The sequence below is a fragment of the Streptomyces sp. ML-6 genome (assembly GCF_030116705.1).
GTDB lineage: Bacteria > Actinomycetota > Actinomycetes > Streptomycetales > Streptomycetaceae > Streptomyces.
The window spans coordinates 5,819,812-5,843,233 of sequence record NZ_JAOTIK010000001.1; the positions used below are offsets into that span (position 1 = coordinate 5,819,812).

A 23,422-nucleotide genomic window follows, 5' to 3' on the forward strand; every position below is an offset into this window, starting at 1 on the left:
ACCGGGGAACGGATGCGTGACAGCTGTCGATGGCACACGATCGGGGAGATCCTTAGATTTCACGGTGGTTCTCCGTGCCGTACCGGTCTGTTCCCCATGTCCCGGTATGGCCTTCGTTCGTACTTTCCGTGGAGGTGCCCGTGCTGGGTCCCGTGATTCTCGCCGCGTCCCGCAGCGACAAGATGCGTCGTTTCGTCTCGGCGGCACCTGGCACCAAGCAGGTCGTCGACCGGTTCATCGCCGGTGAGACCGTCGACCAGGTCGTCCCGGTCATCGAGGACGCCGCCGCCAAGGGCCTCGAGGTCACCCTCGACGTGGTGGGCGAGGACATCACCACCCGCGAGCAGGCCGCCGCCGCCCGGGACGCCTACCTGGAGCTGATCGAGCGCCTCAAGGGCCTGGACCTGGGCACCAGGGCCGAGATGTCCGTCAAGCTCTCCATGTTCGGCCAGGCGCTGGAGGGCGGGCACGAGCTGGCGCTCGCCAACGTCCGCCCGGTCGTCGAGGCCGCCGCCGCGATCGGCACCACGGTCACCCTGGACGCCGAGGACCACACCACCCTCGACTCGATGTTCGCCATCCACGAGGAGCTGCGGAAGGACTTCCCGCAGACCGGCTGTGTGATCCAGGCCTACCTGTTCCGCACCGAGGAGGACGCCCGCCGCCTGGCCGCCGCCGGCAGCCGCGTCCGCATAGTGAAGGGCGCCTACAAGGAGCCCGCCTCCGTCGCTTACCAGGACAAGGCCGAGATCGACAAGGCGTACGTCCGCATCCTCAAGACCCTGATGGAGGGCGAGGGTTACCCGATGATCGGGTCCCACGACCCGCGTCTGATCGCCATCGCCCAGGAGCTGGGACGCAAGGCAGGGCGCAAACTGGACGAGTACGAGTTCCAGATGCTGTACGGCATCCGCAGCGACGAGCACCTCCGCCTCGCGGCCGAGGGCCACCGGATGCGGGTCTACACCGCGTACGGCACCGACTGGTACGGCTACTTCATGCGCCGTCTCGCGGAGAAGCCGGCGAACCTGATGTTCTTCGGCCGTTCCATCCTCACCAAGGGCTGAACCGGCCCCAGGCCGCCCCCATCCCCGCCGACACCAAGGAGACAAGGCACTCATGGACGCTGTGACCCAGGTTCCCGCGCCGGTCAACGAGCCGGTCCACTCCTACGCCCCGGGAAGCCCGGAGCGTGCCCGCCTGGAGGTGAAGCTCAAGGAGCTCGCCGAGAACCCGATCGACCTTCCGATGACCATCGGCGGCGAGAAGCGGATGGGTGGCGGCGAGCGCTTCGACGTCGTGCAGCCGCACAACCACAAGGCCGTCATCGGCACCTTCGCCAACGCCACGCAGAAGGACGCGCAGGACGCGATCGACGCCGCGCTGGCCGCCGCCCCGGCGTGGCGCGCGATGTCCTTCGACGACCGCGCCGCGATCATCCTGCGCGCCGCCGAGCTGCTGGCCGGCCCGTGGCGCGAGACGATGGCCGCCTCCACGATGCTCGGCCAGTCCAAGACCGCCCAGCAGGCCGAGATCGACACCCCCTGCGAGCTCGTCGACTTCTGGCGCTTCAACGTGCACTACGCGCGCCAGATCCTGGCCGAGCAGCCCCCGGCCAACGCGCCGGGCGTGTGGAACCGCATGGACCACCGCCCGCTGGAGGGCTTCGTCTACGCGATCACGCCGTTCAACTTCACGGCCATCGCGGGCAACCTGCCCACCGCCCCCGCCCTCATGGGCAACGTCGTGGTGTGGAAGCCGTCCCCGACGCAGACCCACGCCGCCGTGCTGCTGATGCAGCTCCTGGAGGAGGCCGGCCTGCCCAAGGGCGTCATCAACCTGGTGACCGGCGACGGCATCGCCGTCTCCGAGGTGGCCCTGAACCACCGCGACCTGGCCGGCATCCACTTCACCGGCTCGACCCCCACCTTCCAGCACCTGTGGAAGACGGTCGGCAACAACATCGCCAACTACCGCACCTACCCGCGGCTCGTCGGCGAGACCGGCGGCAAGGACTTCGTCGTCGCCCACCCGTCGGCCGACCACGCCGTCCTGAAGACCGCGCTGACCCGCGGCTCCTTCGAGTTCCAGGGCCAGAAGTGTTCGGCCTCCTCCCGGGCGTACATCCCGGCCTCCATCTGGAACTCCGGTTTCAAGGAGAAGTTCGCCGCCGAGGTCGACTCCATCACCATGGGTGACGTCACCGACCTGTCGAACTTCATCGGCGCCGTCATCGACGACCGCTCCTTCGCCAAGAACAAGGCCGCGATCGACCGCGCCAAGTCGGACCCGTCCTGCACGATCATCGCGGGCGGCACGTACGACGACTCGGTGGGCTACTTCGTCCGCCCGACCGTCATCGAGTGCACCGACCCGGCCAACGAGGTCTTCACGACCGAGTACTTCGGCCCGATCCTCGCCGTGCACGTCTACGAGGACGACAAGTACGACGAGATGCTGGAGCAGATGGAGTCGGTCTCCGACTACGCGCTGACCGGCTCCGTCATCGCGAACGACCGCGCCGCGGCCGCGCACACGATGGAGAAGCTGCGGTACGCCGCGGGCAACTTCTACATCAACGACAAGTCGACCGGCGCCGTCGTCGGCCAGCAACCCTTCGGCGGCGGCCGTGCCTCGGGCACGAACGACAAGGCGGGTGCCCCGCAGAACCTCCAGCGCTGGACGCTGACCCGGGCCATCAAGGAGACGCTGGTCCCGCCGACCGACTACACCTACCCCCACCAGGGCTGACACCCCCGGGGCGCCGCCACCCCCGGCGCCCCGCCGTGAACTCCGCCTCCCGACCGGTTCCCCTGCCGGCCGGGAGGCGGTTTCCATGTTCCGGCGCCTTCTCCCGGAGTCTTGTTCCCAGAGCCCTGTCCCGGCGTCTTGTGCCGGAACCTTTCGGAGGGGCCCGGAAGGCTCCGGGACCGGAGATCAGATTTCCACGAGCACCTGGTCCAGCGACTTGCGCACCAGGTCCGGCACCTGGCAGTCCTCGGCCGGATACCCGACCGGGATCACCGCGAACGCCTTCTCGTTCTCCGGGCGGCCGAGCACCTCGCGCAGGAACCGCATCGGGCTCGGGGTGTGGACCAGCGCCGCCAGACCTGCCAGGTGCAGGGCGGTCAGCAGCATCCCGACGGCGATCCCGACCGACTCGTCGACGTAGTAGTGCTTGTGCTTCGTGCCGTCCTCGCCCACCCAGTACCTCTGCTGGAACACCACGACCAGGGCCGGGGCGTCCGTCATGTGGGCCTTGACGGCGTCCGTGCCCAGCGGGCGCAGCGCCGCCAGCCACTCCTCGCCGAGCCGCCCGTCGTAACTGATCCGCTCCTCGTGCTCGGCCGCCTCCCGGATGCGCCGCCGCACCTCGGGGTCCTTGACCAGGACGAAGGTCCACGGCTGCTGGTGCGCCCCGGACGGGGCGGTCGCGGCGCAGGCGATCGCGTCCCGGACGACCTGCTCGGGCACGGGATCGGACGAGAACCGGCGTACGGTCCTGCGCCCGTCCATCCGCAGGCGCAGACGGGCGGCGCGCGCGAGCGACTCGTCGGCCGCGATCCGCTCGGGGCGGTAGGGGACCGGCCGGTAGGGCTCGCCGTGGACGGGCGTCCACCGCGGGGGCACGGGTACGGGTGTGGCTGTGGTGTCGGACATGCGGGCAGTGTGCCGGGCGGAGGCAGGTCCGGACCAGGGTTTCGCCGGACAGAACCGGCGCGGCCGTCGGTCAGTGTCCGCTCAGCCCCAGCCCGTGACGATCAGCGAGAGCCCCGTCGTGAAGCCGCCGCCCAGCAGGACCAGGTAGCGGCCGTAGTGGCGGCGGTGGCGGCGCATCAGCAGGCCGAAGGCCGCGAAACCGAGGCCGACCGTCAGGGTCCGGGAGCCGCGGGCCGTCGCCGACGCGGCGAGCCAGTCGGCCGTCGGCACCCCCGCGCGCCCCGCCTCCGCCCCGTACACCTTGAACGGAATGCCGTTCCACGGCTGGTGGCGCACCGCGGACGCGCCCTCCAGGGCGAGTGCGTGACGCACCTCGGCCCGCATCCGGTCCGTGGTCAGCGGCGCGGGCAACTGCACACCGGCCGAGGCCAGTTGGAGGGCGAGCAGGCCACCGGCCAGGCTCCCGGCCAGGGCGCCCAGCGACAGCCTGAGCGCCGCCCCCGGCACCGCCACGCAGACCGCGCCCAGCAGCAGCTCCGGCATCAGCGGCCAGCTCAGCGCCTCCGCCAGCGCCCACAGGAACGCCAGCGGGACGCCCCACCGCGAGGCGGCGACCGCCGCCACCCGGCGCCGCGTCGCGGAGTCCCGCAGCGGCTCGGCGACCGTACGCCGGTGCAGCGCCACCACCGCCTCGCGGGCCTCCCGCGGGCCGGCCGCCGGCGGCAGCGGATCACCGATCGCCACCCGCACCAGCGCCGGGCGCAGCCTGCCGTGCTTCGGCAGCAGCCGGTCCGTGCCCGCGATCCCCACCGGCACCACCGGGACGCCCGCCCGCTCGGCCAGCACCAGCGCGCCCCGGTGGAAGGAGCCCGGCTCGCCGTCCCGGCCCCGGGTGCCTTCCGGGAACAGGACGACCGCCCGGCCCGCGCGGAGCTCGTCCGCCATGGCCAGCAGGTCGTCCATGCCGCCGCCGCGGCGCCGGACCGGGAACCCGGCGGCGAGCCTGCGGCAGATCCGGCGCCGCCACGGCGAGGCGAACCAGTAGTCCGCCGCCGCCCCGATCGCCGGGGTGTGCCGGGCGTCGAGCGCGGCGAGGAGCGCCGCCGTGTCGGCGTGCGAGGAGTGGTTGGCGACGACGACACAGCCGCCGCGGGGCAGCCGGCCGCGCCGCTCCACCCCACCGGTGAGGCTGAGGACGCCCCACCACAGTCCGCGCCGGAGCGCGGCGGAGAACCGGCCACGGACGGGCGGCGCGATCCGGTCGCGGACGCGGGGAAGGGTGGAGGTCATGTCATCACCATCGCCAGGAGGAGAGCCACCAGCAGGGAGTCGATCCGGTCGAGGAGGCCGCCGAAGCCGGGCAGCCAGTCGCCCGCGTCCTTCACCCCCGACTCGCGCTTGACCATCGATTCGAGGAGGTCGCCGAGGACGCAGCCGCCGAGCACCGCGGCCCACAGCGGGAACGTGAACGCGCCGAGCACGAGCAGCGGCAGGGCCGTGGCCACCGCCGCGCCGAGCACGCCCGCCCAGGTCTTGTTGGGGGAGAGCGGCGAGAGCGGCCGGGCGAGCGGACCGCGGCGTCCCAGCGCCGTGCCGCCGCACCAGGCGCCGACGTCGCCGAGCGCCACCGCGAGCCCCACCGCGACACCGGTCTCGCCGAGCGTCACCAGACCGGTCAGGGCGACCGGGATCCACAGCAGCCCGAAGGCGGTGCGGGCGGTGCGGGTGAAGCCGGTCCGGTCGTCCCCGGCCAGCACCGGCGGAAGCGCGGCCGCGACCAGCAGCAGCGCCGCCGCCCGCACGTCGAGGACCTCCGGCCCCAGCCACGCCAGCGCGGGAAGCACCACCGAGGCCGCCACCAGCACCGCGAGGTCGCCGCGCCGCAGCCCCGCCATCCGGGCGAACTCGCCCGCCGCGACCACCCCGAGCCCGGCGGCCAGCACGAACGTGCCGCCACCGCCCAGGAAGTACGCCCCCAGGAAGACCGGCGCCACCAGGGCCCAGGTGCGCCACCGCTTGCGCAGCTCGGCCCGCATCCGGACCTTCGACGGCAGTACCGCGACGGCGACCCCGCCCGCCCCCAGCACCCCCGCGACCAGCGGCACGGCCCGCGCCGCCGCCTCCTCGGCGATCAGTACGGCGCTCATGCCAACTCCCGCCACAGACCTGCCAGCCGGAGCACCGCGGTCAGCAGCGAACCGGCGGCGATCACGATCAGGACGGGCACGGCCCAGCCGCTCGCCGCGGCGACCACCACCAGCAGACAGCGCTCGGTCTTGCCGACCGGGCCGCCGTTGCGCCGGGGCGTGCCCGCCGCGGCACCGGCCAGCGACACCCAGGACGGCAGCGTCGCCGCGAGCCCGGCCACCGCCACCAGCCACAGCGGGGCGAGCGTCAGGAACCCGGCCAGCACGACCAGGTCCGCCACCCGGTCCCCGAGCTCGTTGAGCACCGCGCCGCGCCTGGTCGTCCGGCCCGTGTCGCGGGCCAGCGCGCCGTCCAGGTTGGCGAAGGCGAGCCGGGCCGCGAGGAGCACGGCGACCGGCAGGGCCGCGGGGCCGGCGGGCAGCAGGGCCAGCGCGGCGGCGGCACCGGCGGCCGAGACCACCCCGGCCGCGGTGAGGGCGTCGGGCGACACCCCCCGACGGGCAAGCGAGGCGCGGGCACCGGAGAGCCGGTCCGCGTACCAGGGCTTGAGAGCGTAGAGGCCGTTCATGGCTTCAACCCTCGTGCGAAGCACAATCGTTCGACACGTGGTGAGTACTCAAATACGACTGAGTACCTGGGGGCGTGCGCCCGGGCATTCGGGCGGAGGGTGTGACCCTCCTCGCACCTGTGTCCTGGTCGACCGCCTCACCCCCTCCGACCAGGGGCGATGGGCTGACGTACGGCCTCTGGCCGGGCGATCGGGGGCGGTTCGGCGCACACCTCCGTCTCAGATAGTAGGAAGTCCGAGTAATTGTGGAGACAGACCGGCCGGGCTGCCCTAGCTTTGTAGGAGCCGAACGTCTCGCTGGAACCAGCGACTGGCGGTCCTGAGCTCGCGCCCCGTGCAGGCAATCCCTGCGGCGCCCGCCTCCGCCCCTTCCGGCACCTCGAAATCCTGATCTCGACATCACCCTCACGATTTTTCGATCTCGAAATCCTCGCGATCTCAAGGAGTCGATCCACCATGGCCGAGACGACCGTCCGCCGCGTCCGCCGTACCCACCGCCCGACCGAGTCGGAGCGCCGGAACGCCGCCGCCGCCCTGCAGCGCGCCCTCGACCGCCGGGACAACGGCGGTTCCACGGGGCACTGACACCGCCTTCCGGCGCCGGTCCGGCAGGACCGGCCGTCGAGCGCCACCACCGACCGACCGGCCTCGGGGGCCGGTCGGCTCCCGAGGCCGGCCGCGTTTGCGGGCCGGCCTACGGACGTCAGGTGCCGACCGGGCCGACGCCCCTGTGGAATGGCTGAGCAGTGCACGTACGGCTCTCCGTGCGTCCATATGGCGGACGCCGTATGTCATGAGGTGGGACGAGCAGTAAGGTGCGGACATGTCTCGCAGCATCAATCTCGCAGTGATCCCCGGTGACGGAATCGGCCAGGAGGTCGTGGCCCAGGGCCTCAAGGTCCTCAGGGCCGTGCTTCCGCAGGATGTGAAGCTGGAGACCAAGGAGTACGACCTTGGTGCCCGGCGCTGGCACCGCACCGGCGAAACCCTCCCGGACGCGGAGCTCGAAGCCCTCAAGGAGCACGACGCCATCCTGCTCGGCGCGATCGGTGACCCCTCCGTGCCGTCCGGGGTCCTGGAGCGCGGGCTCCTGCTGAAGCTGCGGTTCGCCTTCGACCACTTCATCAACCTGAGGCCGTCGAAGCTCTTCCCGAACACCGCGACCCCGCTGGCCGGCCGCCCGGACATCGACTTCGTCGTCGTCCGCGAGGGCACCGAGGGCCCCTACACGGGCAACGGCGGCTCGCTGCGCACCGGCACCCCGGCCGAGATCGCCACCGAGGTCAGCGTCAACACCGCGTACGGCGTCGAGCGCGTCGTCCGGGACGCGTTCGAGCGGGCGAACGCCCGCCCCCGCAAGAAGCTGACGCTGGTGCACAAGAACAACGTCCTGGTGTACGCGGGCCACATGTGGAAGAACATCTTCGACCGCGTCGCGACCGAATACCCCGAGGTCACCACGGACTACCTGCACGTCGACGCGGCGACGATCTTCTTCGTCACCCAGCCGGAGCGCTTCGACGTCATCGTCACCGACAACCTCTTCGGCGACATCCTCACCGACCTCGCCGCCGCCGTGACCGGTGGCATCGGCCTGGCCGCCTCCGGCAACATCAACCCGACGGGCGCCTTCCCGTCGATGTTCGAACCGGTCCACGGCTCCGCCCCCGACATCGCGGGGCAGGGCAAGGCCGACCCGACCGCCACGATCCTCTCCGTCGCCCTCCTGCTGCGCCACCTCGGTCACGAGGCCGAGGCCGTGCGCATCGAGGACGCCGTCTCCGCCGACCTCGCGGAGCGCGACGGTACGGCCCGCACGACCGAACAGATCGGCGACGCGCTGGCGGTACGCGTAGCGGGCTGACCCGACGACTTCCCTCACGAGGCCGCCGGGTGGCGACAGCACCCGGCGGCTTCTCCTGTGCGGCGCCGGGTGCCACCATCGACCACTGGACCGCATTCGCGTCATTTCGTGCCAGGCTGCCCCGGAGCGATAATCGAACGGGGCCGCGACTCGTGCTGAAGCTCGGACGTCCTAGTACCTGCCCGGCAGGAGAGGCGTGAGGGCGGTCCCCCACACACGACAGGTGAAGGACACGCACTCATGACGACGCCCACGATCGAGCTCAAGCCCTCCGCGAACCCGTTGTCCGACGCGGAGCGCGAGGCGCACATGGCCAACCCCGGATTCGGTCGCCGCTTCACCGACCACATGGTGACGATCCGGTGGACCGAGGGCCGCGGCTGGCACGACGGCCAGCTCATCCCCTACGGCCCGCTCTCGCTCGACCCCGCGACCACCGTGTTCCACTACGCGCAGGAGATCTTCGAGGGCCTCAAGGCCTACCGCCGGCCCGACGGCAGTGTCGCCACGTTCCGCCCCGAGGCCAACGCCCGGCGCTTCCAGGCCTCGGCACGCCGCCTGGCCATGCCGGAGCTGCCCGTCGAGACCTTCATCGAGGCGTGCGACCTGCTGGTCCGGCAGGACAACGCCTGGGTTCCCCCGCACGGCGGCGAGGAGTCCCTCTACCTGCGCCCGTTCATGATCGCGACCGAGGTCGGCCTCGGGGTGAAGCCCGCCAACGAGTACCTGTTCGTGGTGATCGCCTCGCCCGCCGGCGCGTACTTCCCCGGCGGTGTGAAGCCGGTCTCCATCTGGCTCTCCGAGAACCGGGTGCGCGCCGTCCCCGGCGGCGTGGGCGACGCCAAGACCGGCGGCAACTACGCCGCGTCCCTCCTCGCCCAGGCCGAGGCCAGTGCCAAGGGCTGCGACCAGGTCGCCTACCTCGACGCGGTCGAGCACAAGTGGGTCGAGGAGCTCGGCGGCATGAACCTGTACTTCGTGTACGGGAACAGGATCGTCACCCCGGCGCTGACCGGCTCCCTGCTCGCCGGCGTCACCCGTGACTCGCTGCTCCAGGTCGCCCGCGACCTCGGCTACGAGTCCGAGGAGGGCCGCGTCTCCATCGACCAGTGGCGCGCCGACACCGAGAACGGCACCCTCACCGAGGTCTTCGCCTGCGGCACCGCGGCCGTCATCACCCCCGTCGGCACCGTCAAGTCCGAGGGCGGCGAGTGGACCCAGAGCGGGGGCGAGCCCGGCGAGGTCACGATGAAGCTGCGCGAGCGGCTGCTGGACATCCAGCGCGGGGTCGTCGAGGACACCCACGGCTGGATGCACCCGCTCGGCTGAGGAAGCCCGAGGGCCCGGCCGTCCGGCCGGAGCCGCGCGACGCACCTGCGCAGGGCCGCGTACGACGCCCGCGCGCGGAGCCGCGCACGACACACACGCACAGGGCCGCGCCCGGCCGTCGCCGGGCGCGGCCCTGCGCGTTCCCGGGGCTCCTGGGGCGCCGGAGGGCCGGGAGCGGCGGCCCCGTGGCCGGGGCGGGCGGCGTCCGGCTGTGACGGGGGCGACACCCGTCCTTGTTTGAGCATCACTCTAACCCCAGGTTAGAGTGCTGCTCAAAACCGGGAGGTACGGAGACGTGCGACTGACCCCTACGGAACGCGACCGGCTGCTGCTCTTCGGCGCGGCCGAACTGGCCCGGGCCCGCCGCGCCCGGGGGCTGAGACTCAATGTCCCCGAGGCGACCGCGCTGATCGCGGACACGGTCTGCGAGGCCGCCCGGGACGGGCTCCGGCTGGCGGAGGCCATCGAGGCCGCCCGCTCGGTGCTCGGCCCCGACGACGTGCTGCCCGGCGTGGCCGACGTCGTCACCGAGGTCCACGTGGAGGCCGTCTTCGACGACGGCTCGCGGCTCGCCGTGGTCCCCGCCCCGCTGGGCGGGAGCCTCGGCGACCGGGCGCCCGGGGCCGTCCTCCCCGGACCCGCCGGGCCCGGGCCGGAACCCGCCGTACGGCTGGAGGTCCGCAACACCGCGACCGTGCCGGTCTCCGTGACCTCGCACTACCACTTCTTCGAGGCCAACCCGCGGCTCGACTTCGACCGCTCGGCCGCGTACGGGATGCGGCTGTGCGTCCCTGCCGGGTCCTCCGTCCGCTTCGGGCCGGGGGAGTCGGTCGAGGTGGGGCTCGTGCCCATCGGCGGGGACCGGATCGCGATCGGCTTCGCCGGGCTGGTCGACGGCCCGCTCGACGCGCCCGGCGCGCGGGAAGAGGCCCTGCGGCGCGCCGCGGCCTGCGGATACCTGGGAGCAGGACGATGAGCATCGACCCGTACGAGTACGCCTCCGTGCACGGCCCGCGCGCCGGGGACCGGGTCAGGCTCGGCGACAGCGGGCTGACCGTCCGCGTCGAGTCCGACGCGCAGGCGTACGGCGAGGAGTTCCTCGCCGGATTCGGCAAGACCGCCCGCGACGGGCTGCACCTCAAGGCCGCCGCCGTCCGCGACACCTGCGACGTCGTCATCAGCAACGTGCTGGTCATCGACGCCGTGCAGGGCATCCGCAAGGTCTCGATCGGCATCCGCGAGGGCCGGATCTCGGCGATCGGCCGGGCCGGCAACCCCGACACCCTCGACGGCGTGGACGTCGTCGTCGGCACGGGCACGACGATCGTCTCCGGCGAGGGCATGATCGCGACGGCGGGCGCCGTCGACACCCACGTCCACCTGCTCTCGCCGCGGATCATGGAGGCGTCCCTCGCCTCCGGCGTCACCACGATCATCGGCCAGGAGTTCGGCCCGGTCTGGGGCGTCGGCGTCAACTCGCCCTGGGCGCTGCGCCACGCCTTCAACGCCTTCGACGCCTGGCCGGTCAACATCGGCTTCCTGGGCCGCGGTTCCTCCTCCCACGGGGCGCCGCTGGTCGAGGCGCTCGCGGAGGGCGGGGCCTGCGGATTCAAGGTCCACGAGGACATGGGCGCCCACACCCGCGCCCTGGACACCGCGCTGCGGGTCGCCGAGGAACACGACGTCCAGGTCGCCCTGCACAGCGACGGGCTGAACGAGTGCCTGTCGGTCGAGGACACCCTGCGCGTCCTGGAGGGCCGCACGATCCACGCCTTCCACATCGAGGGCTGCGGCGGCGGACACGTCCCCAACGTCCTGAAGATGGCCGGTGTGCCGAACGTCATCGGCTCGTCCACCAACCCGACCCTGCCCTTCGGCCGGGACGCCGTCGCCGAGCACTACGGGATGATCGTCTCCGTCCACGACCTCAAGACGGACCTGCCGGGCGACGCCGCCATGGCCCGTGACCGCATCCGGGCCGGGACGATGGGCGCCGAGGACGTGCTGCACGACCTGGGCGCCATCGGCATCACCTCCTCCGACGCCCAGGGCATGGGCCGGGCCGGCGAGACGGTGCGCCGCACCTTCGCCATGGCCGGGAAGATGAAGGCCGAGTTCGGCCCGATGGACGGCGACGGCCCCGACGACGACAACGCCCGGGTGCTGCGCTACATCGCCAAGCTCACCATCAACCCCGCCATCGCCCACGGCCTCGCGCACGAGGTCGGCTCCATCGAGACCGGCAAGCTCGCCGACATCGTGCTGTGGCGGCCCGAGTTCTTCGGCGCCAAGCCGCAACTGGTGCTCAAGGCCGGCTTCCCCGCGTACGGCGTCACCGGCGACCCGAACGCCGCCACCGACACCTGCGAACCGCTCGTGCTCGGACCGCAGTTCGGGGCGTACGGGGCGACCGCCGCCGACCTCTCCGTCGCCTTCGTCTCCCGGGCCGCGACCCAGCTCGGGGCGGACTCGATGCCCACCCGCCGGCGCCGCGTCGGGGTGCACGGCACCCGGGGCATCGGCCCCGGCGACCTCGTGCACAACTCCCGCACCGGAGAGGTCGCCGTGGACGCCCGCAGCGGCCTGGTCACCCTGGACGGCGACCCGCTGCGCTCCGAGCCCGCCGACTCCGTCTCCCTCAACCGCCTCTACTTCCTCTGACACCCCTCCAGGACACCTCATGACCTTCCGCATGCCGCCCGAGTGGGCCCCGCACGAACGCACCTGGATGGCCTGGCCCGGCCCCAACCCCACCTTCGGCACCGGCGCCGAACTGGCCGCGGCCCGCGACGCCTGGGCCACCGTGGCCCGCGCCGTCCGCCGCTTCGAACCCGTCACGATGGTCGTCGGCCCCGGCCAGGAGGACGGCGCCCGCGCCCTCCTCGGCCCGGACATCGAGCTCGCCGTCCGCCCCCTGGACGACGCCTGGATGCGGGACATCGGCCCCACCTTCGTCACCGACGGACGGCAACTGGCCGCCGTGGACTGGACGTTCAACGGCTGGGGCGCCCAGGGCTGGGCCCGCTGGGAGCACGACCGGCACATCGCCCGCTCCGTCGCCGAACTCGCCGACGTACCCGTGCACGGCTCCCGCCTGGTCAACGAGGGCGGCGCCCTCCACGTCGACGGCGAGGGCACCGTCCTGCTCACCGAGACCGTCCAGCTCGGCAAGGAACGCAACCCCGACTGGACCCGCGAGCAGGTCGAGGCCGAGATCCACGCCCGGCTCGGCACCGAGAAGGCCATCTGGCTGCCGCGCGGACTGTCCGGCGACTACGGCACGTACGGCACCCTCGGCCACGTCGACATCGTCGCCGCCTTCGCCCGCCCCGGCACCGTCGTCGTCCACGTCCAGCCCGACCCGGCCCACCCCGACCACGAGATCACCCGCGAGACCGTCCGCATCCTGCGCGGGGCCACCGACGCCCGGGGCCGCTCCCTGGAGGTCGTCGAGGTCGAGGCACCCACCGTGCTGAAGGCCGACGGGGAGTGGGTCGACTACTCCTACATCAACCACTACCTCTGCAACGGCGGCGTCGTCCTGTGCGCCTTCGACGACCCGCGCGACCAGGAGGCGGCGGAGATCTTCGGCGAACTCTTCCCCGACCGTACGGTGACGCTCGTCGACGCCCGTACCATCTTTGCCGGCGGTGGAGGCATCCACTGCATCACCCAGCAGCAGCCGAAGGTCTGAAACGTGTCCCCCGCGCCACGCCGTCGCAACACCGCCCCGCCCCGTGAGGAACTGCTGGCCGCAGCCATGGCCACCATCGCCGAACGGGGGCTCGACGGCCTCACCATGGCCGGGCTCGGCCGCGAGGTCGGCATGAGCAGCGGACACCTCCTCTACTACTTCCACACCAAGGACGAGCTGCTGCTCCAGACCCTGGAGTGGAGCGAGGGACGGCTCGGCACGCGGCGGCGCGCCCTGCTCGCGGGGCGGGCGACGGCCCGCGAACGGCTCCACGGATACATCGACCTGTACCTCCCCGACGGCGACCGCGACCCGCACTGGACGCTCTGGCTGGAGGTGTGGAACCGCTCGCGGGCCGCGGACGACGACGCGCGCGCCCGGCAGGCCGCCATCGAGGACGCCTGGCACCGCGACCTGGTGGCCCTGGTGCGGGAGGGCATCGCGGGCGGCGAGTTCCGCGCCGTCGACGCCGAACGGTTCGCGACCCGGCTGCGCGCCCTGCTCGACGGCTTCAGCGTCCACGTCGCGGTCGGCATCCCCGGCACGGGACGTTCCCGGGTCCTCGCCGAGGCGGGGGAGTTCGTCGAGGAATCGCTCGCCGCCCGCTGACGCGCACCGGCCCGTGAACGAAACGCACATAAGTACGCGCGATCGTTGCGCACGGCGCCCTTGTTCAGGCCCTCGCCCGTCGGGCACGGTGGCGGACCATGGGACGAGAGCAGTGGAAGAAGATCTGGGTCGGCTCGGCCGGCAACATGGTCGAGTGGTTCGACTGGTTCGTGTACGCCACCTTCGCGGTCTACTTCGCGGATTCGTTCTTCCCCGAGGGCAACGAGACCGCCAACCTGATGAACACCATGGGCATCTTCGCCGTCGGCTTCTTCATGCGGCCGGTCGGCGGCTGGCTGCTCGGCCGGATCGGTGACCGCAGAGGACGCAAGGCCGCGCTCACCCTCACCGTCACCCTCATGTCGGCCTCCGCGATCCTCATCGCCGTCGCACCGACGTACGACGTCGCGGGATACGGCGGCGTCGCCGTCCTGCTGGTGGCCCGGCTGCTCCAGGGCCTGTCCGTCGGGGGCGAGTACGCCGCCAGCGCCACCTACCTCACCGAGGCGTCCGCCCCCGAACGGCGCGGCTTCGCCTCCAGCTTCCAGTACGTGTCCATGACCGCGGGACAGCTGGTCGGCCTCGGCCTCCAGATCGTCCTGCAACGCAACATGTCCGAGGCGGCCCTGCACGACTGGGGCTGGCGCATCCCGTTCGTCGTCGGCGCGCTCGGCGCCGGAATCGTCTTCTACCTGCGCCGCAACATGCTGGAGACCGAGGTCTACGCGGAGTCCGGCGCCGCCGGTCAGGAGGACCGGGGCACCCTGAAGGCGCTGTGGCGGCACCGGCGCGAGGCGCTCCTCGTGATGGCGCTGACCATGGGCGGGACCGTCGCCTACTACACGTACACGACCTACCTCACCAAGTTCCTCTCCAAGAGCGCCGGCATGGAGAAGTCCACCGCCTCGCTCGTCAGCTTCTGCGCCCTGTTCGTCTTCATGTGCCTCCAGCCGCTGGCCGGGATGCTCTCCGACCGGGTCGGCCGCCGCCCGCTGCTGATCGGCTTCGCCATCGGCTCCACCTTCCTGACCGTGCCGATCATGACCATGCTCAAGCACGCGGGCACGTTCTGGCCCGCCTTCGGACTGGCGCTGCTCGCCCTGGTGATCGTCACCGGCTACACCTCGATCAACGCCTGCGTGAAGGCGGAGCTGTTCCCGACCGGCATCCGCGCCCTGGGCGTCGCCCTCCCGTACGCCCTGGCCAACGCGCTCTTCGGCGGCACCGCCGAGTACGTGGCGCTCTGGTTCAAGAAGGCGGGCGTCGAGTCCGGCTTCTACTGGTACGTGGCGGGCTGCGCCGCGGTCTCCCTGGTGGTCTACCTGACCATGCGCGAGACCCGGGACATCGACCTGGGCCGGATCGGCAGCAAGGACGCGGACCGGGCCGGTGCGCACCGGCCCGGGGCGACCAGCGTCACCCCCGCGCCCTGACGGGGGCGACCGGCATCACCCCCGCGTCCTGACCAGGGGCGATCGGCGTCACATCCTGCGCCCTGGCGGGGGCGACCGGCGCCCGCCCGCATCCTGAGACGGGGAGGGGCACGGAGGCGGCCCTGTGCAAGACTGCCTCCGTGCCTTCGTCCGTCATGATTATCGGCAGCAGGCGCGCCGGTCCGCAGTGACCGCCCCGCACCATCACGTGCGACGCGGCCACCGTGCCCCAGACCCGCGCGCAGACCTCTCGCACCCGCGAGGGGTTTTTTCGTTTTCCGGCCCTCACCTCGGCCGGGCGAGGCGCACGCGGAATGATGGGGGCAAGTGGAGCCAGAACGTCCGGATCCGCTCATCCGACAGGAGTCAGACCAGCATGACCACCAAGGCCAAGGCCACCGACGACAGCTTCCACGTCTTCGACACCACACTGCGCGACGGAGCCCAGCGTGAAGGCATCAACCTGACGGTCGCGGACAAGCTGACCATCGCCCGGCACCTGGACGACTTCGGCGTCGGCTTCATCGAGGGCGGCTGGCCCGGCGCCAACCCCCGCGACACCGAGTTCTTCGCCCGCGCGCGGCAGGAGATCGAGTTCGAGAACGCCGAACTGGTCGCCTTCGGCGCCACCCGCAGGGCCGGCGGCAGGGCCGCCGAGGACCCCCAGGTCAAGGCCCTGCTGGAATCCGGCGCCCCGGTGATCACGCTGGTCGCCAAGTCCCACGACCGCCACGTGGAACTCGCACTGCGCACCACGCTGGAGGAGAACCTGGAGATGGTCCGCGACACCGTCTCCTTCCTCCGGGAGCAGGGCCGCCGGGTCTTCGTCGACTGCGAGCACTTCTTCGACGGCTACCGCGCCAACCCCGAGTACGCCAAGTCCGTCGTCCGCGCCGCCGCCGAGGCGGGCGCCGACGTCGTCATCCTCTGCGACACCAACGGCGGCATGCTCCCCGCCCAGGTCCACGCGGTCGTCTCCACCGTCCTCGCAGACACCGGCGCCCGGCTCGGCATCCACGCCCAGGACGACACCGGCTGCGCCGTCGCCAACACCCTCGCCGCCGTCGACGCGGGCGCCACCCACGTCCAGTGCACCGCCAACGGCTACGGCGAACGGGTCGGCAACGCCAACCTCTTCCCCGTCGTCGCCGCGCTGGAACTCAAGTACGGCAAGAGCGTCCTCCCCGAGGGCGCCCTCGCCGACATGACCCGCGTCTCGCACGCCATCGCCGAGGTCGTCAATCTGACGCCCTCCACCCACCAGCCCTATGTGGGTGTATCCGCCTTCGCCCACAAGGCCGGACTGCACGCCTCCGCGATCAAGGTCGACCCCGATCTGTACCAGCACATCGACCCCGCCCTGGTCGGCAACACGATGCGGATGCTCGTCTCCGACATGGCGGGCCGCGCCTCCATCGAGCTCAAGGGCAAGGAGCTCGGCATCGACCTCGGCGGCGACCGCGAGCTCGTCGGCCGGGTCGTGGAGCGGGTCAAGGAGCGCGAGCTCAAGGGCTACAGCTACGAGGCCGCCGACGCCTCCTTCGAACTGCTGCTGCGCGCCGAGGCCGAGGGCCGCCCCCGCCGCTACTTCCGCACCGAGTCCTGGCGCGCCATCGTCGAGAACCGCCCCGACGGCACGCACGCCAACGAGGCGACCGTGAAGCTCTGGGCCAAGGGCGAGCGGATCGTCGCCACCGCCGAGGGCAACGGCCCGGTCAACGCCCTCGACCGGGCGCTGCGGGTCGCCCTCGAACGGCTCCACCCGCAGCTCGCCAAGCTGGAGCTGACCGACTACAAGGTCCGCATCCTGGAGGGCCGCACCGGCACCGAGTCCACCACCCGCGTCCTCATCACCACGGCCGACGGCACCGGCGAATGGTCCACGGTCGGCGTCGCCGACAACGTCATCGCCGCGTCCTGGCAGGCGCTGGAGGACGCGTACACCTACGGCCTCCTGCGGGCCGGCGTCGAGCCCACGGAATAACCACCGGGCGGACGGGCCCCGCGCGTCGCCCGGCGCCGCGCGGGGCCTGCCGGGAACAACGGGGGACGGGGCCCGTCGGGAACAACGGGGGACGGGGCCCGTCGGGAGCGGGCGGGGCGCGGGGCCCGTCGGGAGCGGGCGCCGCGCGGGGCCTGCTGGGAACGGACGGGACGCGGGACTACCCCATGACCTCGCGGGTCGCGTCGAGGAACGCCGACCGGTTGATCTCCAGGAGGTCCCGCAGGCTCTCGTTGTCGCCGTCGGGCAGTCCGTGCCACACGGTCCGGTTGAGGTCGAGGAAGTGCGCGTGCGCGACCTCGTGCACGGACGCGGGGAACTGGACGCGCAGGAGGCGGTCCGCGACCCAGAACCGGGACATGACGTCCCGGGCCGTGAGGTACCAGTCGTCGGTGTCCTCCCACGCGGACGGCCGGGTGTAGGCGCAGCGCTCGGCCTCCGCCGAGACCTCGATGAACCGCTCCAGCAGCGCCAGCCGTTCCGCGCGCCGGGTCTCCGACAGCGCGATCCGCTGCCGCTCCTGCTCGGTGCGTTCCGCCGACTGCTGGGTCCGGTGCTGGACGAGGTAGGACAGCACGCCGCCGAGGGCGACGCCGCCCAACGATATGAGTGACACCCAGACTTGACCTGCCATGGCGGTCATCGTTCCACAGTCCGGTTCCCGGTCCGGGCCCTCCGGACACTTCCGTCGGTCGGTCGGCCGGCCGGCGCCGCCCGCCGCCCGGCTGGTTACGGACGACACCGGCCGAGGGGGAGGCCCGGCGGGCAGGTCGCGGAACAGGAGGCCCGGACGACAGCGCACGAGCGTCCCGTCCGGGTTAGCTTCGAAGTATGCGGAACAGAAGGTTCCCGTCCCTGTCGGCCGGTCTGCTGCTGACCCTCGCGGCGGCCGTCCTCGGCACGGCACCCGGTACGCCCGCGACGACCGGTGCCGCCGAGGCCGGCTCCGCCGCGGCCGGTACGTCCGTCGTCGGCTCCGCCACCGTCCGCGCCGCCACGATCGACGAGGTCGCGCAGGCGCTGCGCAGGAGCCCGGTGTACGTCGACCCGGCCGCGGCCGAGCAGCTCTCCCCGGCGCAGGCCGCCGCGCTCACGAAGAAGATCAAGGACGCCGACAAACCCGTGTTCGTGGCGGTACTGCCCCGGACCGAGGCGTTCCCCGAACAGGACCTGCTGCCCACCCTGCGCACCGGCACCGGAATCACCGGTGTCTACGCCGTCCGTCTCGGCGACGCGTTCGACGCGGGCGCCGACCCGCAGGTGATGCCCACCCGGGCGGTCGACAACCTCACCACCGCGGTGAAGGCGCCCGGCACGGCCACCGACGCCGCGACCCAGCTGAACGCTTTCGTCGACCGGGCGCTCGAACAGGCCCGCGGCAGCGCCCCCGCCTCCTGGGGCGCCCCGCCCGGCGGAGACCCGTCGTCCATCACCGCGCTGATCGTGGTCGGCGGCATCCTGGTACTGGGCGGCGGCACGGCCTACGGCGTCGTCCGCCGCAACCGCAGGCGCAAGGAGGAAGAGGAACGAGCCGCCCTCGACAAGCTCCGGGTCGTCGTGGACGAGGACATCACCGCGTACGGCGAGACCCTGGACCGGCTCGACTTCCACCCCGCGGAACCGGGCGCCGACGACCTCATGCGCGCGGACTACGAACGGGCACTGGACTCCTACGAGACCGCGAAGTCCCGCATGGCCGCCGCCCGCCACCCGTCCGACGTGCGCGAGGTCACCCGGGCCCTGGAGGACGGCCGGTTCTCCCTGGCCGTCCTGGAGGCCCGCCGGGCCGGCCGCGAGCCGCCCGCCCGCCGCCCGCCGTGCTTCTTCGACCCGCGCCACGGCCCCTCGGTCACCGACGTCCGGTGGTCCCCGGCCGGCGGCACGGCCCGCGAGATCCCGGTCTGCGCGGTGGACGGGACCAGGCTGCGCGCGGGCGAGGAACCCCTCGGCCGCACCGTCGACACCGGGGACGGACGCCGCCCGTACTGGGAGGCGGGCCCGGCGTACGGCCCCTGGGCGGGCGGCTACTTCGGCGGCGGGCTGCTCCCCGGACTGCTCGCCGGCACGATGCTCGGCTCCATGCTGTCGACCCCGGCGTACGCGGCGGAGTACGGCGGCGGCGACTTCGGCCCCGGCGAATGGAGCGGCGGGGACTTCTCCGGAGCGGACTTCGATTCCTCGGGCTTCGACGGCGGCGGCTTCGGCGGCGGCGACTTCGGAGGGGGCGGAGGCTTCGACGGCGGCGGGTTCTGAGCCCCCGGTGGCGGCCTCTCGTGCGGGTGCGATTCGTGCTAGACCTGAAGTTATGTCTGGTATCGGCCGATTCCGGGCGCGGCTGGGACGGTCCGTCCGGCCATCGCATCGGCATGAGGGGGATCGCCCGGCCCGAGCCGCTTCCACGCCGGCCGGCCGGGCCCCGGACCGCCGCCCCCGGGGCGGTGGCCTGCGATCGCTGTTCACCGTGCGCACCGTGGCCGGCCAGGTCTTCTGCCTCGTGCTCCTCCTCGTCCTGCTGCTCGTCACGGCGGGCATGGTCGCCCTGTTCGTGCAGGGCCGCCAGGACAGCATGGACGAGGCCCGCGCCCGTACCCTGAGCGTGGCCGAGACCTTCGCCCACTCGCCGGGCGTCGTGCCCGCGCTGGAGAGCGCGAACCCCACCGCGATCCTGCAGCCGCACGCCGAGCAGGTCCGTGAGCAGACCCGGGTGGAGTACGTCGTCGTCGCCAACACGCGCGGCATCCGCTACACCCATCCCGACCCCGAACGGATCGGCAAGCACTTCGTGGGCCCGTACAAGGAGGCGCTGGACGGGGAGGGCTTCACTCGGACCTTCGCCGGAATCCACGGCCCCTCCGTCAACTCCGTGGTGCCCATCGAACGGTCCGACGGCACGGTCATCGGCCTGGTCTCCGTGGGGATCAGCGTCGAGACGGTGAACAGCGCGGCGGACCGCTCCATCCCGCCGAGCCTGGCGGTCGCGGCGATCGCCCTCGCCCTCACCACGGGCGCCGCCGCCCTGGTCACCAGGCGACTGCGCCGTCAGACCCACGGGCTCGAACCGGCCGAGATGACCCGCATGTACGAGCACCACGACGCGGTGCTGCACGCGGTCCGCGAGGGCGTCCTCATCCTCGACGCCGACCACCGGCTGACCCTCGCCAACGACGAGGCCCGCCGCCTGCTCGACCTTCCCCCGGACGCCGAGGGCCGGGCGGTCACGGAGCTCGGCCTCGCCCCCGGCACGGCGGCCCTGCTCGCCTCCGGCGGGAGCGTCAGCGACGAGGTGCTGCGCTCCGGCAACCGGCTGCTGGCCGTGAACCTGCGCCCGACCGACGAGCGCGGCGGACCGCCCGGCACGGTGGTGACCCTGCGCGACACCACGGAACTGCGCGCCGTGACCGGGCAGGCGGAGTCCGTGACCGAACGGCTGCTGCTCCTCTACGAGGCGAGCGCCCGGATCGGCACCACCCTGGACGTGACCCGGACGGCCCAGGAGCTGGCGGACGTGGCCACGCCCGGCTTCGCCGACGCCACGACCGTGGACCTGGTCGGCCCGTTGCCGCAGGGCGAGGACCCGGCCGTGTCGGCCGACGGGGGGCTGGAGATGCGGCGCACCGCCATCGCGGCCCCGGAGAGGGGCCAACCCCTGTACCCGCTCGGCCGGAAGGTCGGCTTCGTGCCCTCCCGGACCAGGGCCGTGCACGTGCGGCTCGACGCGGAGGACCTGGAGCACGAGGTCGTCGCCCGGATAGGGCGGCGGTACTGGGACCCCGAGCGGGTCCGGAACCTCATGGACCACGGGTTCCACTCGATGATCTCCGTACCGCTGCACGCCCGCGGAGTCATCCTGGGACTGGTGAACTTCTGGCGGATGGACGACTCGGAACGGTTCGACGACGACGACCTGTCCTTCGCCGAGGAACTGGTGGCCCGCGCGGCCGTCAGCCTGGACAACGCCCGCCGCTACACCCGCGAGCACGAGATGGCCGTGACCCTGCAGCGCAACCTGCTGCCGCGCGGGGTGCCCGACCAGAGTGCCCTCGACGTCGCCCACCGCTACCTCCCGGCGCGGGCCGGGGTGGGCGGCGACTGGTACGACGTGATCCCGCTGTCCGGCGCCCGGGTCGCGCTGGTCGTCGGCGACGTGGTCGGCCACGGGGTGCACGCCGCGGCCACCATGGGGCGGCTGCGCACCGGCATCCACAACTTCTCCGCGCTGGACCTCGCCCCCGACGAGCTGCTCGGCCACCTCGACGAACTGGTCGCCCGGATCGACCGGGAGGAGGCCGCCGCCGACGGCGGCGTCGAGATCGCCGGGGCCACCTGCCTGTACGCGATCTACGACGGCGTGTCCGGGAACTGCGCGGTGGCCAGGGCGGGCCATCCCGCGCCGCTGCTGGTGCTGCCCGACGGCACCGTCGAGTGCCCCGACGTCCCGGCCGGACTCCCGCTCGGCGTCGGCAGCATGCCCTTCGAGGCGACCGAGTTCCACGTACCGGAGGGCAGCCGTCTGGTGCTCTACACGGACGGTCTGGTCGAGGGGCGGGCCCGGGACATCGAGACCGGCCTGGAGCTGCTGCGCGACTGCCTCGTCGGCCGTGACCGGACGCCCGAGCAGACCTGCGACGACGTGCTGGCCGCGATGCTGCCCGAGCAGCCGGGCGACGACGTCGCCCTGCTCGTGGCCCGTACCCACGTCCTCGACCCGGATCAGGTCGCGCGCTGGCCGGTGGCCACCGACCCGGCGGCCGTCGCCGGGGTGCGCAAGAAGGTCGCCCAGTGGCTCACCGCCCGGGGTCTTTACGAGGAGGCGTTCACCACCGAACTGATCCTCAGCGAACTGGTCACCAACGCGGTGCGCTATGGCGAGGGCCCCATCGAGGTGCGCCTGCTGTACGACCGCAACCTGATCTGCGAGGTCTCCGACACCAGCAGCACCGCCCCGCACCTGCGGTACGCGGCGACGACGGACGAGGGCGGCCGGGGCCTGTTCCTCGTCGCCCAGTTCGCCGCACGCTGGGGCACCCGCTACACGGAGACCGGCAAGGTCATCTGGTCGGAGCAGACGGTCGGCGAGTCGGACGGGGAGGGCCCGGTGGGGGCGGGCCTGTTCGGCGACGACCTGTTCGGCGACGACGAGGCGGACGGCGTGGACGAGGCGGACGGCGGGGCGCCGGACGAGGGCGCGCGTGGTGACGGTGCGCGTGGTGAGGACGTGCGTGGTGAGGGCGCGCGTGGTGATGGTGCGCTCGGCGGAGGTGTGTTCAGCGGCGGGTCCTCGGGCCGTCCGGATCCTCGGTGATCCGCACCCGCTGGGGTGCGTCCCGTCCGCGCCGGCGCCGGCGCACCTCCCGCCCCCCGGTGGGGGAGGGAAGGGCGGGCGGGGATGCTCGGGTCGGTGCGCGTGCTGTACGGCGTGGTGCGTTCCGTACGGTGCGGTGCGTCGTCCCGTACGGCGCGGTGCGACGGGGGTCGTCAGGCCTGCGGGGCGGCGGCCTTGATGGCGGAGATGTCGAAGGTGAGCTTGACCTTGTCGCTGACCATCACGCCGCCGGTCTCCAGCGCCGCGTTCCAGGTCAGGCCCCAGTCGGAGCGCAGGATGGTCGCGCTGCCCTCGAAGCCGACGCGCTCGTTGCCGTAGACGTCGGTGGCGGAGCCGTTGAACTCCAGGTCGATGGAGAGCGGGCGCGTGATGTCCTTGATCGTGAGGTCGCCGGTGACGCGGTAGTCGTCGCCGCCGAGCTGCTCGGCCTTGGTGGAGCGGAACGTCATGAGGGGGAACTTCTCGGCGTCGAAGAAGTCGCCGCTGACCAGGTGGGCGTCGCGGTCGGCGATGCCGGTGTCGACGCTGGCGATCCGGATGTCGATCGAGGCGGTGGAGTTCGCCGGGTCGGAGCCGTCCAGCTTCAGGGTGCCCTCGTGGTCGCCGAAGGTGCCGCGCACGTTGGTGACCATGGCGTGGCGCACGATGAAGCCGATGCTGCTGTGGGCCGGGTCGATCGTGTAGTCACCGGTGAGGGCGGCCAGCGCCGGGTCCACGGCGGGGGTGGCGGTGGCGGCCGGGACGTTGTTGTTGTTCTTGCGGTTGAACAGAGCCATGGCTCCTCCTCGGGAA

At 72.6% G+C, this 23,422-nt stretch carries 19 protein-coding genes; 13 read left to right on the top strand and 6 right to left on the bottom strand.

The genetic code is table 11. The annotated features are described in order from the left end of the window. The first annotated feature begins 140 nt into the window (after window positions 1-140). Window positions 141-1,067 carry a proline dehydrogenase family protein gene (locus OCT49_RS25840; protein ID WP_283854206.1) on the top strand — a complete coding sequence of 309 codons (927 nt, stop codon included), beginning with the start codon at window positions 141-143 and terminating at the stop codon, window positions 1,065-1,067. A 52-nt stretch (window positions 1,068-1,119) separates the two neighbouring features. After that, entirely contained in the window at window positions 1,120-2,751 is a 1,632-nt protein-coding gene (pruA, locus tag OCT49_RS25845; RefSeq protein WP_283854207.1) for an L-glutamate gamma-semialdehyde dehydrogenase, read from the top strand. 186 nt (window positions 2,752-2,937) lie between these two features. Here the strand turns inward: pruA and OCT49_RS25850 are convergent, their stop codons facing one another. The 4 genes from OCT49_RS25850 to OCT49_RS25865 form a co-directional block, all read right to left on the bottom strand. After that, window positions 2,938-3,660, bottom strand: coding sequence for a nitroreductase family protein (locus OCT49_RS25850; protein WP_283854208.1), 723 nt, complete (start codon window positions 3,658-3,660; stop codon window positions 2,938-2,940). Between the two features lie 81 nt (window positions 3,661-3,741). Further along, the gene (locus tag OCT49_RS25855; RefSeq protein WP_283854209.1) at window positions 3,742-4,950 is read right to left on the bottom strand and encodes a lysophospholipid acyltransferase family protein; all 1,209 of its coding nucleotides are present in this window, start codon (window positions 4,948-4,950) and stop codon (window positions 3,742-3,744) included. Next, on the bottom strand, window positions 4,947-5,807 hold the full coding sequence (locus tag OCT49_RS25860; RefSeq protein ID WP_283854210.1) for a phosphatidate cytidylyltransferase: 861 nt from the start codon (window positions 5,805-5,807) through the stop codon (window positions 4,947-4,949). Before OCT49_RS25860 ends, OCT49_RS25855 begins: the two co-directional genes overlap by 4 nt. After that, complete coding sequence (locus tag OCT49_RS25865; RefSeq protein ID WP_283854211.1) at window positions 5,804-6,376, bottom strand: CDP-alcohol phosphatidyltransferase family protein; 573 nt, start codon at window positions 6,374-6,376, stop codon at window positions 5,804-5,806. Before OCT49_RS25865 ends, OCT49_RS25860 begins: the two co-directional genes overlap by 4 nt. 456 nt (window positions 6,377-6,832) lie before the next feature. On the opposite strand from OCT49_RS25865, the gene OCT49_RS25870 reads away from it, so the two are divergent. The 9 genes from OCT49_RS25870 (at window position 6,833) to cimA (ending at window position 17,289) form a co-directional block, all read left to right on the top strand. Beyond that, a complete protein-coding gene (locus tag OCT49_RS25870; RefSeq protein ID WP_258049799.1) occupies window positions 6,833-6,961 on the top strand; it encodes a hypothetical protein in 129 nt (42 codons plus the stop codon). A 238-nt stretch (window positions 6,962-7,199) separates the two neighbouring features. Continuing rightward, complete coding sequence (locus OCT49_RS25875) at window positions 7,200-8,240, top strand: 3-isopropylmalate dehydrogenase (RefSeq protein WP_283854212.1); 1,041 nt, start codon at window positions 7,200-7,202, stop codon at window positions 8,238-8,240. Window positions 8,241-8,480: 240 nt separating this feature from the next. Continuing rightward, a complete protein-coding gene (locus OCT49_RS25880) occupies window positions 8,481-9,569 on the top strand; it encodes a branched-chain amino acid aminotransferase (protein ID WP_283854213.1) in 1,089 nt (362 codons plus the stop codon). Between the two features lie 295 nt (window positions 9,570-9,864). Further along, on the top strand, window positions 9,865-10,545 hold the full coding sequence (gene ureA, locus OCT49_RS25885; RefSeq protein WP_283854214.1) for an urease subunit gamma: 681 nt from the start codon (window positions 9,865-9,867) through the stop codon (window positions 10,543-10,545). Beyond that, window positions 10,542-12,230 carry an urease subunit alpha gene (locus tag OCT49_RS25890; protein WP_283854215.1) on the top strand — a complete coding sequence of 563 codons (1,689 nt, stop codon included), beginning with the start codon at window positions 10,542-10,544 and terminating at the stop codon, window positions 12,228-12,230. Before ureA ends, OCT49_RS25890 begins: the two co-directional genes overlap by 4 nt. A gap of 19 nt (window positions 12,231-12,249) precedes the next feature. After that, window positions 12,250-13,263 carry an agmatine deiminase family protein gene (locus OCT49_RS25895; RefSeq protein WP_283854216.1) on the top strand — a complete coding sequence of 338 codons (1,014 nt, stop codon included), beginning with the start codon at window positions 12,250-12,252 and terminating at the stop codon, window positions 13,261-13,263. A 3-nt stretch (window positions 13,264-13,266) separates the two neighbouring features. Further along, a complete protein-coding gene (locus OCT49_RS25900) occupies window positions 13,267-13,872 on the top strand; it encodes a TetR/AcrR family transcriptional regulator (RefSeq protein ID WP_283854217.1) in 606 nt (201 codons plus the stop codon). Between the two features lie 98 nt (window positions 13,873-13,970). Continuing rightward, complete coding sequence (locus OCT49_RS25905; RefSeq protein WP_283854218.1) at window positions 13,971-15,305, top strand: MFS transporter; 1,335 nt, start codon at window positions 13,971-13,973, stop codon at window positions 15,303-15,305. 376 nt (window positions 15,306-15,681) lie between these two features. Continuing rightward, complete coding sequence (gene cimA / locus OCT49_RS25910; protein WP_283854219.1) at window positions 15,682-17,289, top strand: citramalate synthase; 1,608 nt, start codon at window positions 15,682-15,684, stop codon at window positions 17,287-17,289. Window positions 17,290-17,467: 178 nt separating this feature from the next. Here the strand turns inward: cimA and OCT49_RS25915 are convergent, their stop codons facing one another. Then, window positions 17,468-17,950, bottom strand: coding sequence for a hypothetical protein (locus tag OCT49_RS25915; RefSeq protein WP_283854220.1), 483 nt, complete (start codon window positions 17,948-17,950; stop codon window positions 17,468-17,470). Between the two features lie 188 nt (window positions 17,951-18,138). On the opposite strand from OCT49_RS25915, the gene OCT49_RS25920 reads away from it, so the two are divergent. Both OCT49_RS25920 and OCT49_RS25925 read left to right on the top strand, forming a co-directional pair. Beyond that, window positions 18,139-19,560: a hypothetical protein gene (locus OCT49_RS25920; protein ID WP_283854221.1), complete on the top strand. Its 1,422-nt coding sequence runs from the start codon at window positions 18,139-18,141 to the stop codon at window positions 19,558-19,560. 52 nt (window positions 19,561-19,612) lie between these two features. Further along, entirely contained in the window at window positions 19,613-22,609 is a 2,997-nt protein-coding gene (locus OCT49_RS25925; RefSeq protein WP_502963420.1) for a SpoIIE family protein phosphatase, read from the top strand. 173 nt (window positions 22,610-22,782) lie between these two features. Here the strand turns inward: OCT49_RS25925 and OCT49_RS25930 are convergent, their stop codons facing one another. Then, complete coding sequence (locus tag OCT49_RS25930; protein WP_283854223.1) at window positions 22,783-23,406, bottom strand: YceI family protein; 624 nt, start codon at window positions 23,404-23,406, stop codon at window positions 22,783-22,785. Window positions 23,407-23,422 lie beyond the last annotated feature (16 nt).

What these genes read in the sequence shown, in the direction of transcription:
- OCT49_RS25860 (WP_283854210.1), bottom strand. Translation starts at nt 5,807, where the DNA reads ATGAGCGCCGTACTGATCGCCGAGGAGGCGGCGGCGCGGGCCGTGCCG.
- pruA (WP_283854207.1), top strand. Translation starts at nt 1,120, where the DNA reads ATGGACGCTGTGACCCAGGTTCCCGCGCCGGTCAACGAGCCGGTCCAC.
- OCT49_RS25920 (WP_283854221.1), top strand. Translation starts at nt 18,139, where the DNA reads ATGCGGAACAGAAGGTTCCCGTCCCTGTCGGCCGGTCTGCTGCTGACC.
- OCT49_RS25925 (WP_502963420.1), top strand. Translation starts at nt 19,613, where the DNA reads ATGTCTGGTATCGGCCGATTCCGGGCGCGGCTGGGACGGTCCGTCCGG.
- OCT49_RS25870 (WP_258049799.1), top strand. Translation starts at nt 6,833, where the DNA reads ATGGCCGAGACGACCGTCCGCCGCGTCCGCCGTACCCACCGCCCGACC.
- OCT49_RS25875 (WP_283854212.1), top strand. Translation starts at nt 7,200, where the DNA reads ATGTCTCGCAGCATCAATCTCGCAGTGATCCCCGGTGACGGAATCGGC.
- OCT49_RS25890 (WP_283854215.1), top strand. Translation starts at nt 10,542, where the DNA reads ATGAGCATCGACCCGTACGAGTACGCCTCCGTGCACGGCCCGCGCGCC.
- OCT49_RS25915 (WP_283854220.1), bottom strand. Translation starts at nt 17,950, where the DNA reads ATGACCGCCATGGCAGGTCAAGTCTGGGTGTCACTCATATCGTTGGGC.
- OCT49_RS25930 (WP_283854223.1), bottom strand. Translation starts at nt 23,406, where the DNA reads ATGGCTCTGTTCAACCGCAAGAACAACAACAACGTCCCGGCCGCCACC.
- OCT49_RS25880 (WP_283854213.1), top strand. Translation starts at nt 8,481, where the DNA reads ATGACGACGCCCACGATCGAGCTCAAGCCCTCCGCGAACCCGTTGTCC.
- OCT49_RS25865 (WP_283854211.1), bottom strand. Translation starts at nt 6,376, where the DNA reads ATGAACGGCCTCTACGCTCTCAAGCCCTGGTACGCGGACCGGCTCTCC.
- cimA (WP_283854219.1), top strand. Translation starts at nt 15,682, where the DNA reads ATGACCACCAAGGCCAAGGCCACCGACGACAGCTTCCACGTCTTCGAC.
- OCT49_RS25895 (WP_283854216.1), top strand. Translation starts at nt 12,250, where the DNA reads ATGACCTTCCGCATGCCGCCCGAGTGGGCCCCGCACGAACGCACCTGG.
- OCT49_RS25855 (WP_283854209.1), bottom strand. Translation starts at nt 4,950, where the DNA reads ATGACCTCCACCCTTCCCCGCGTCCGCGACCGGATCGCGCCGCCCGTC.
- OCT49_RS25850 (WP_283854208.1), bottom strand. Translation starts at nt 3,660, where the DNA reads ATGTCCGACACCACAGCCACACCCGTACCCGTGCCCCCGCGGTGGACG.
- OCT49_RS25905 (WP_283854218.1), top strand. Translation starts at nt 13,971, where the DNA reads ATGGGACGAGAGCAGTGGAAGAAGATCTGGGTCGGCTCGGCCGGCAAC.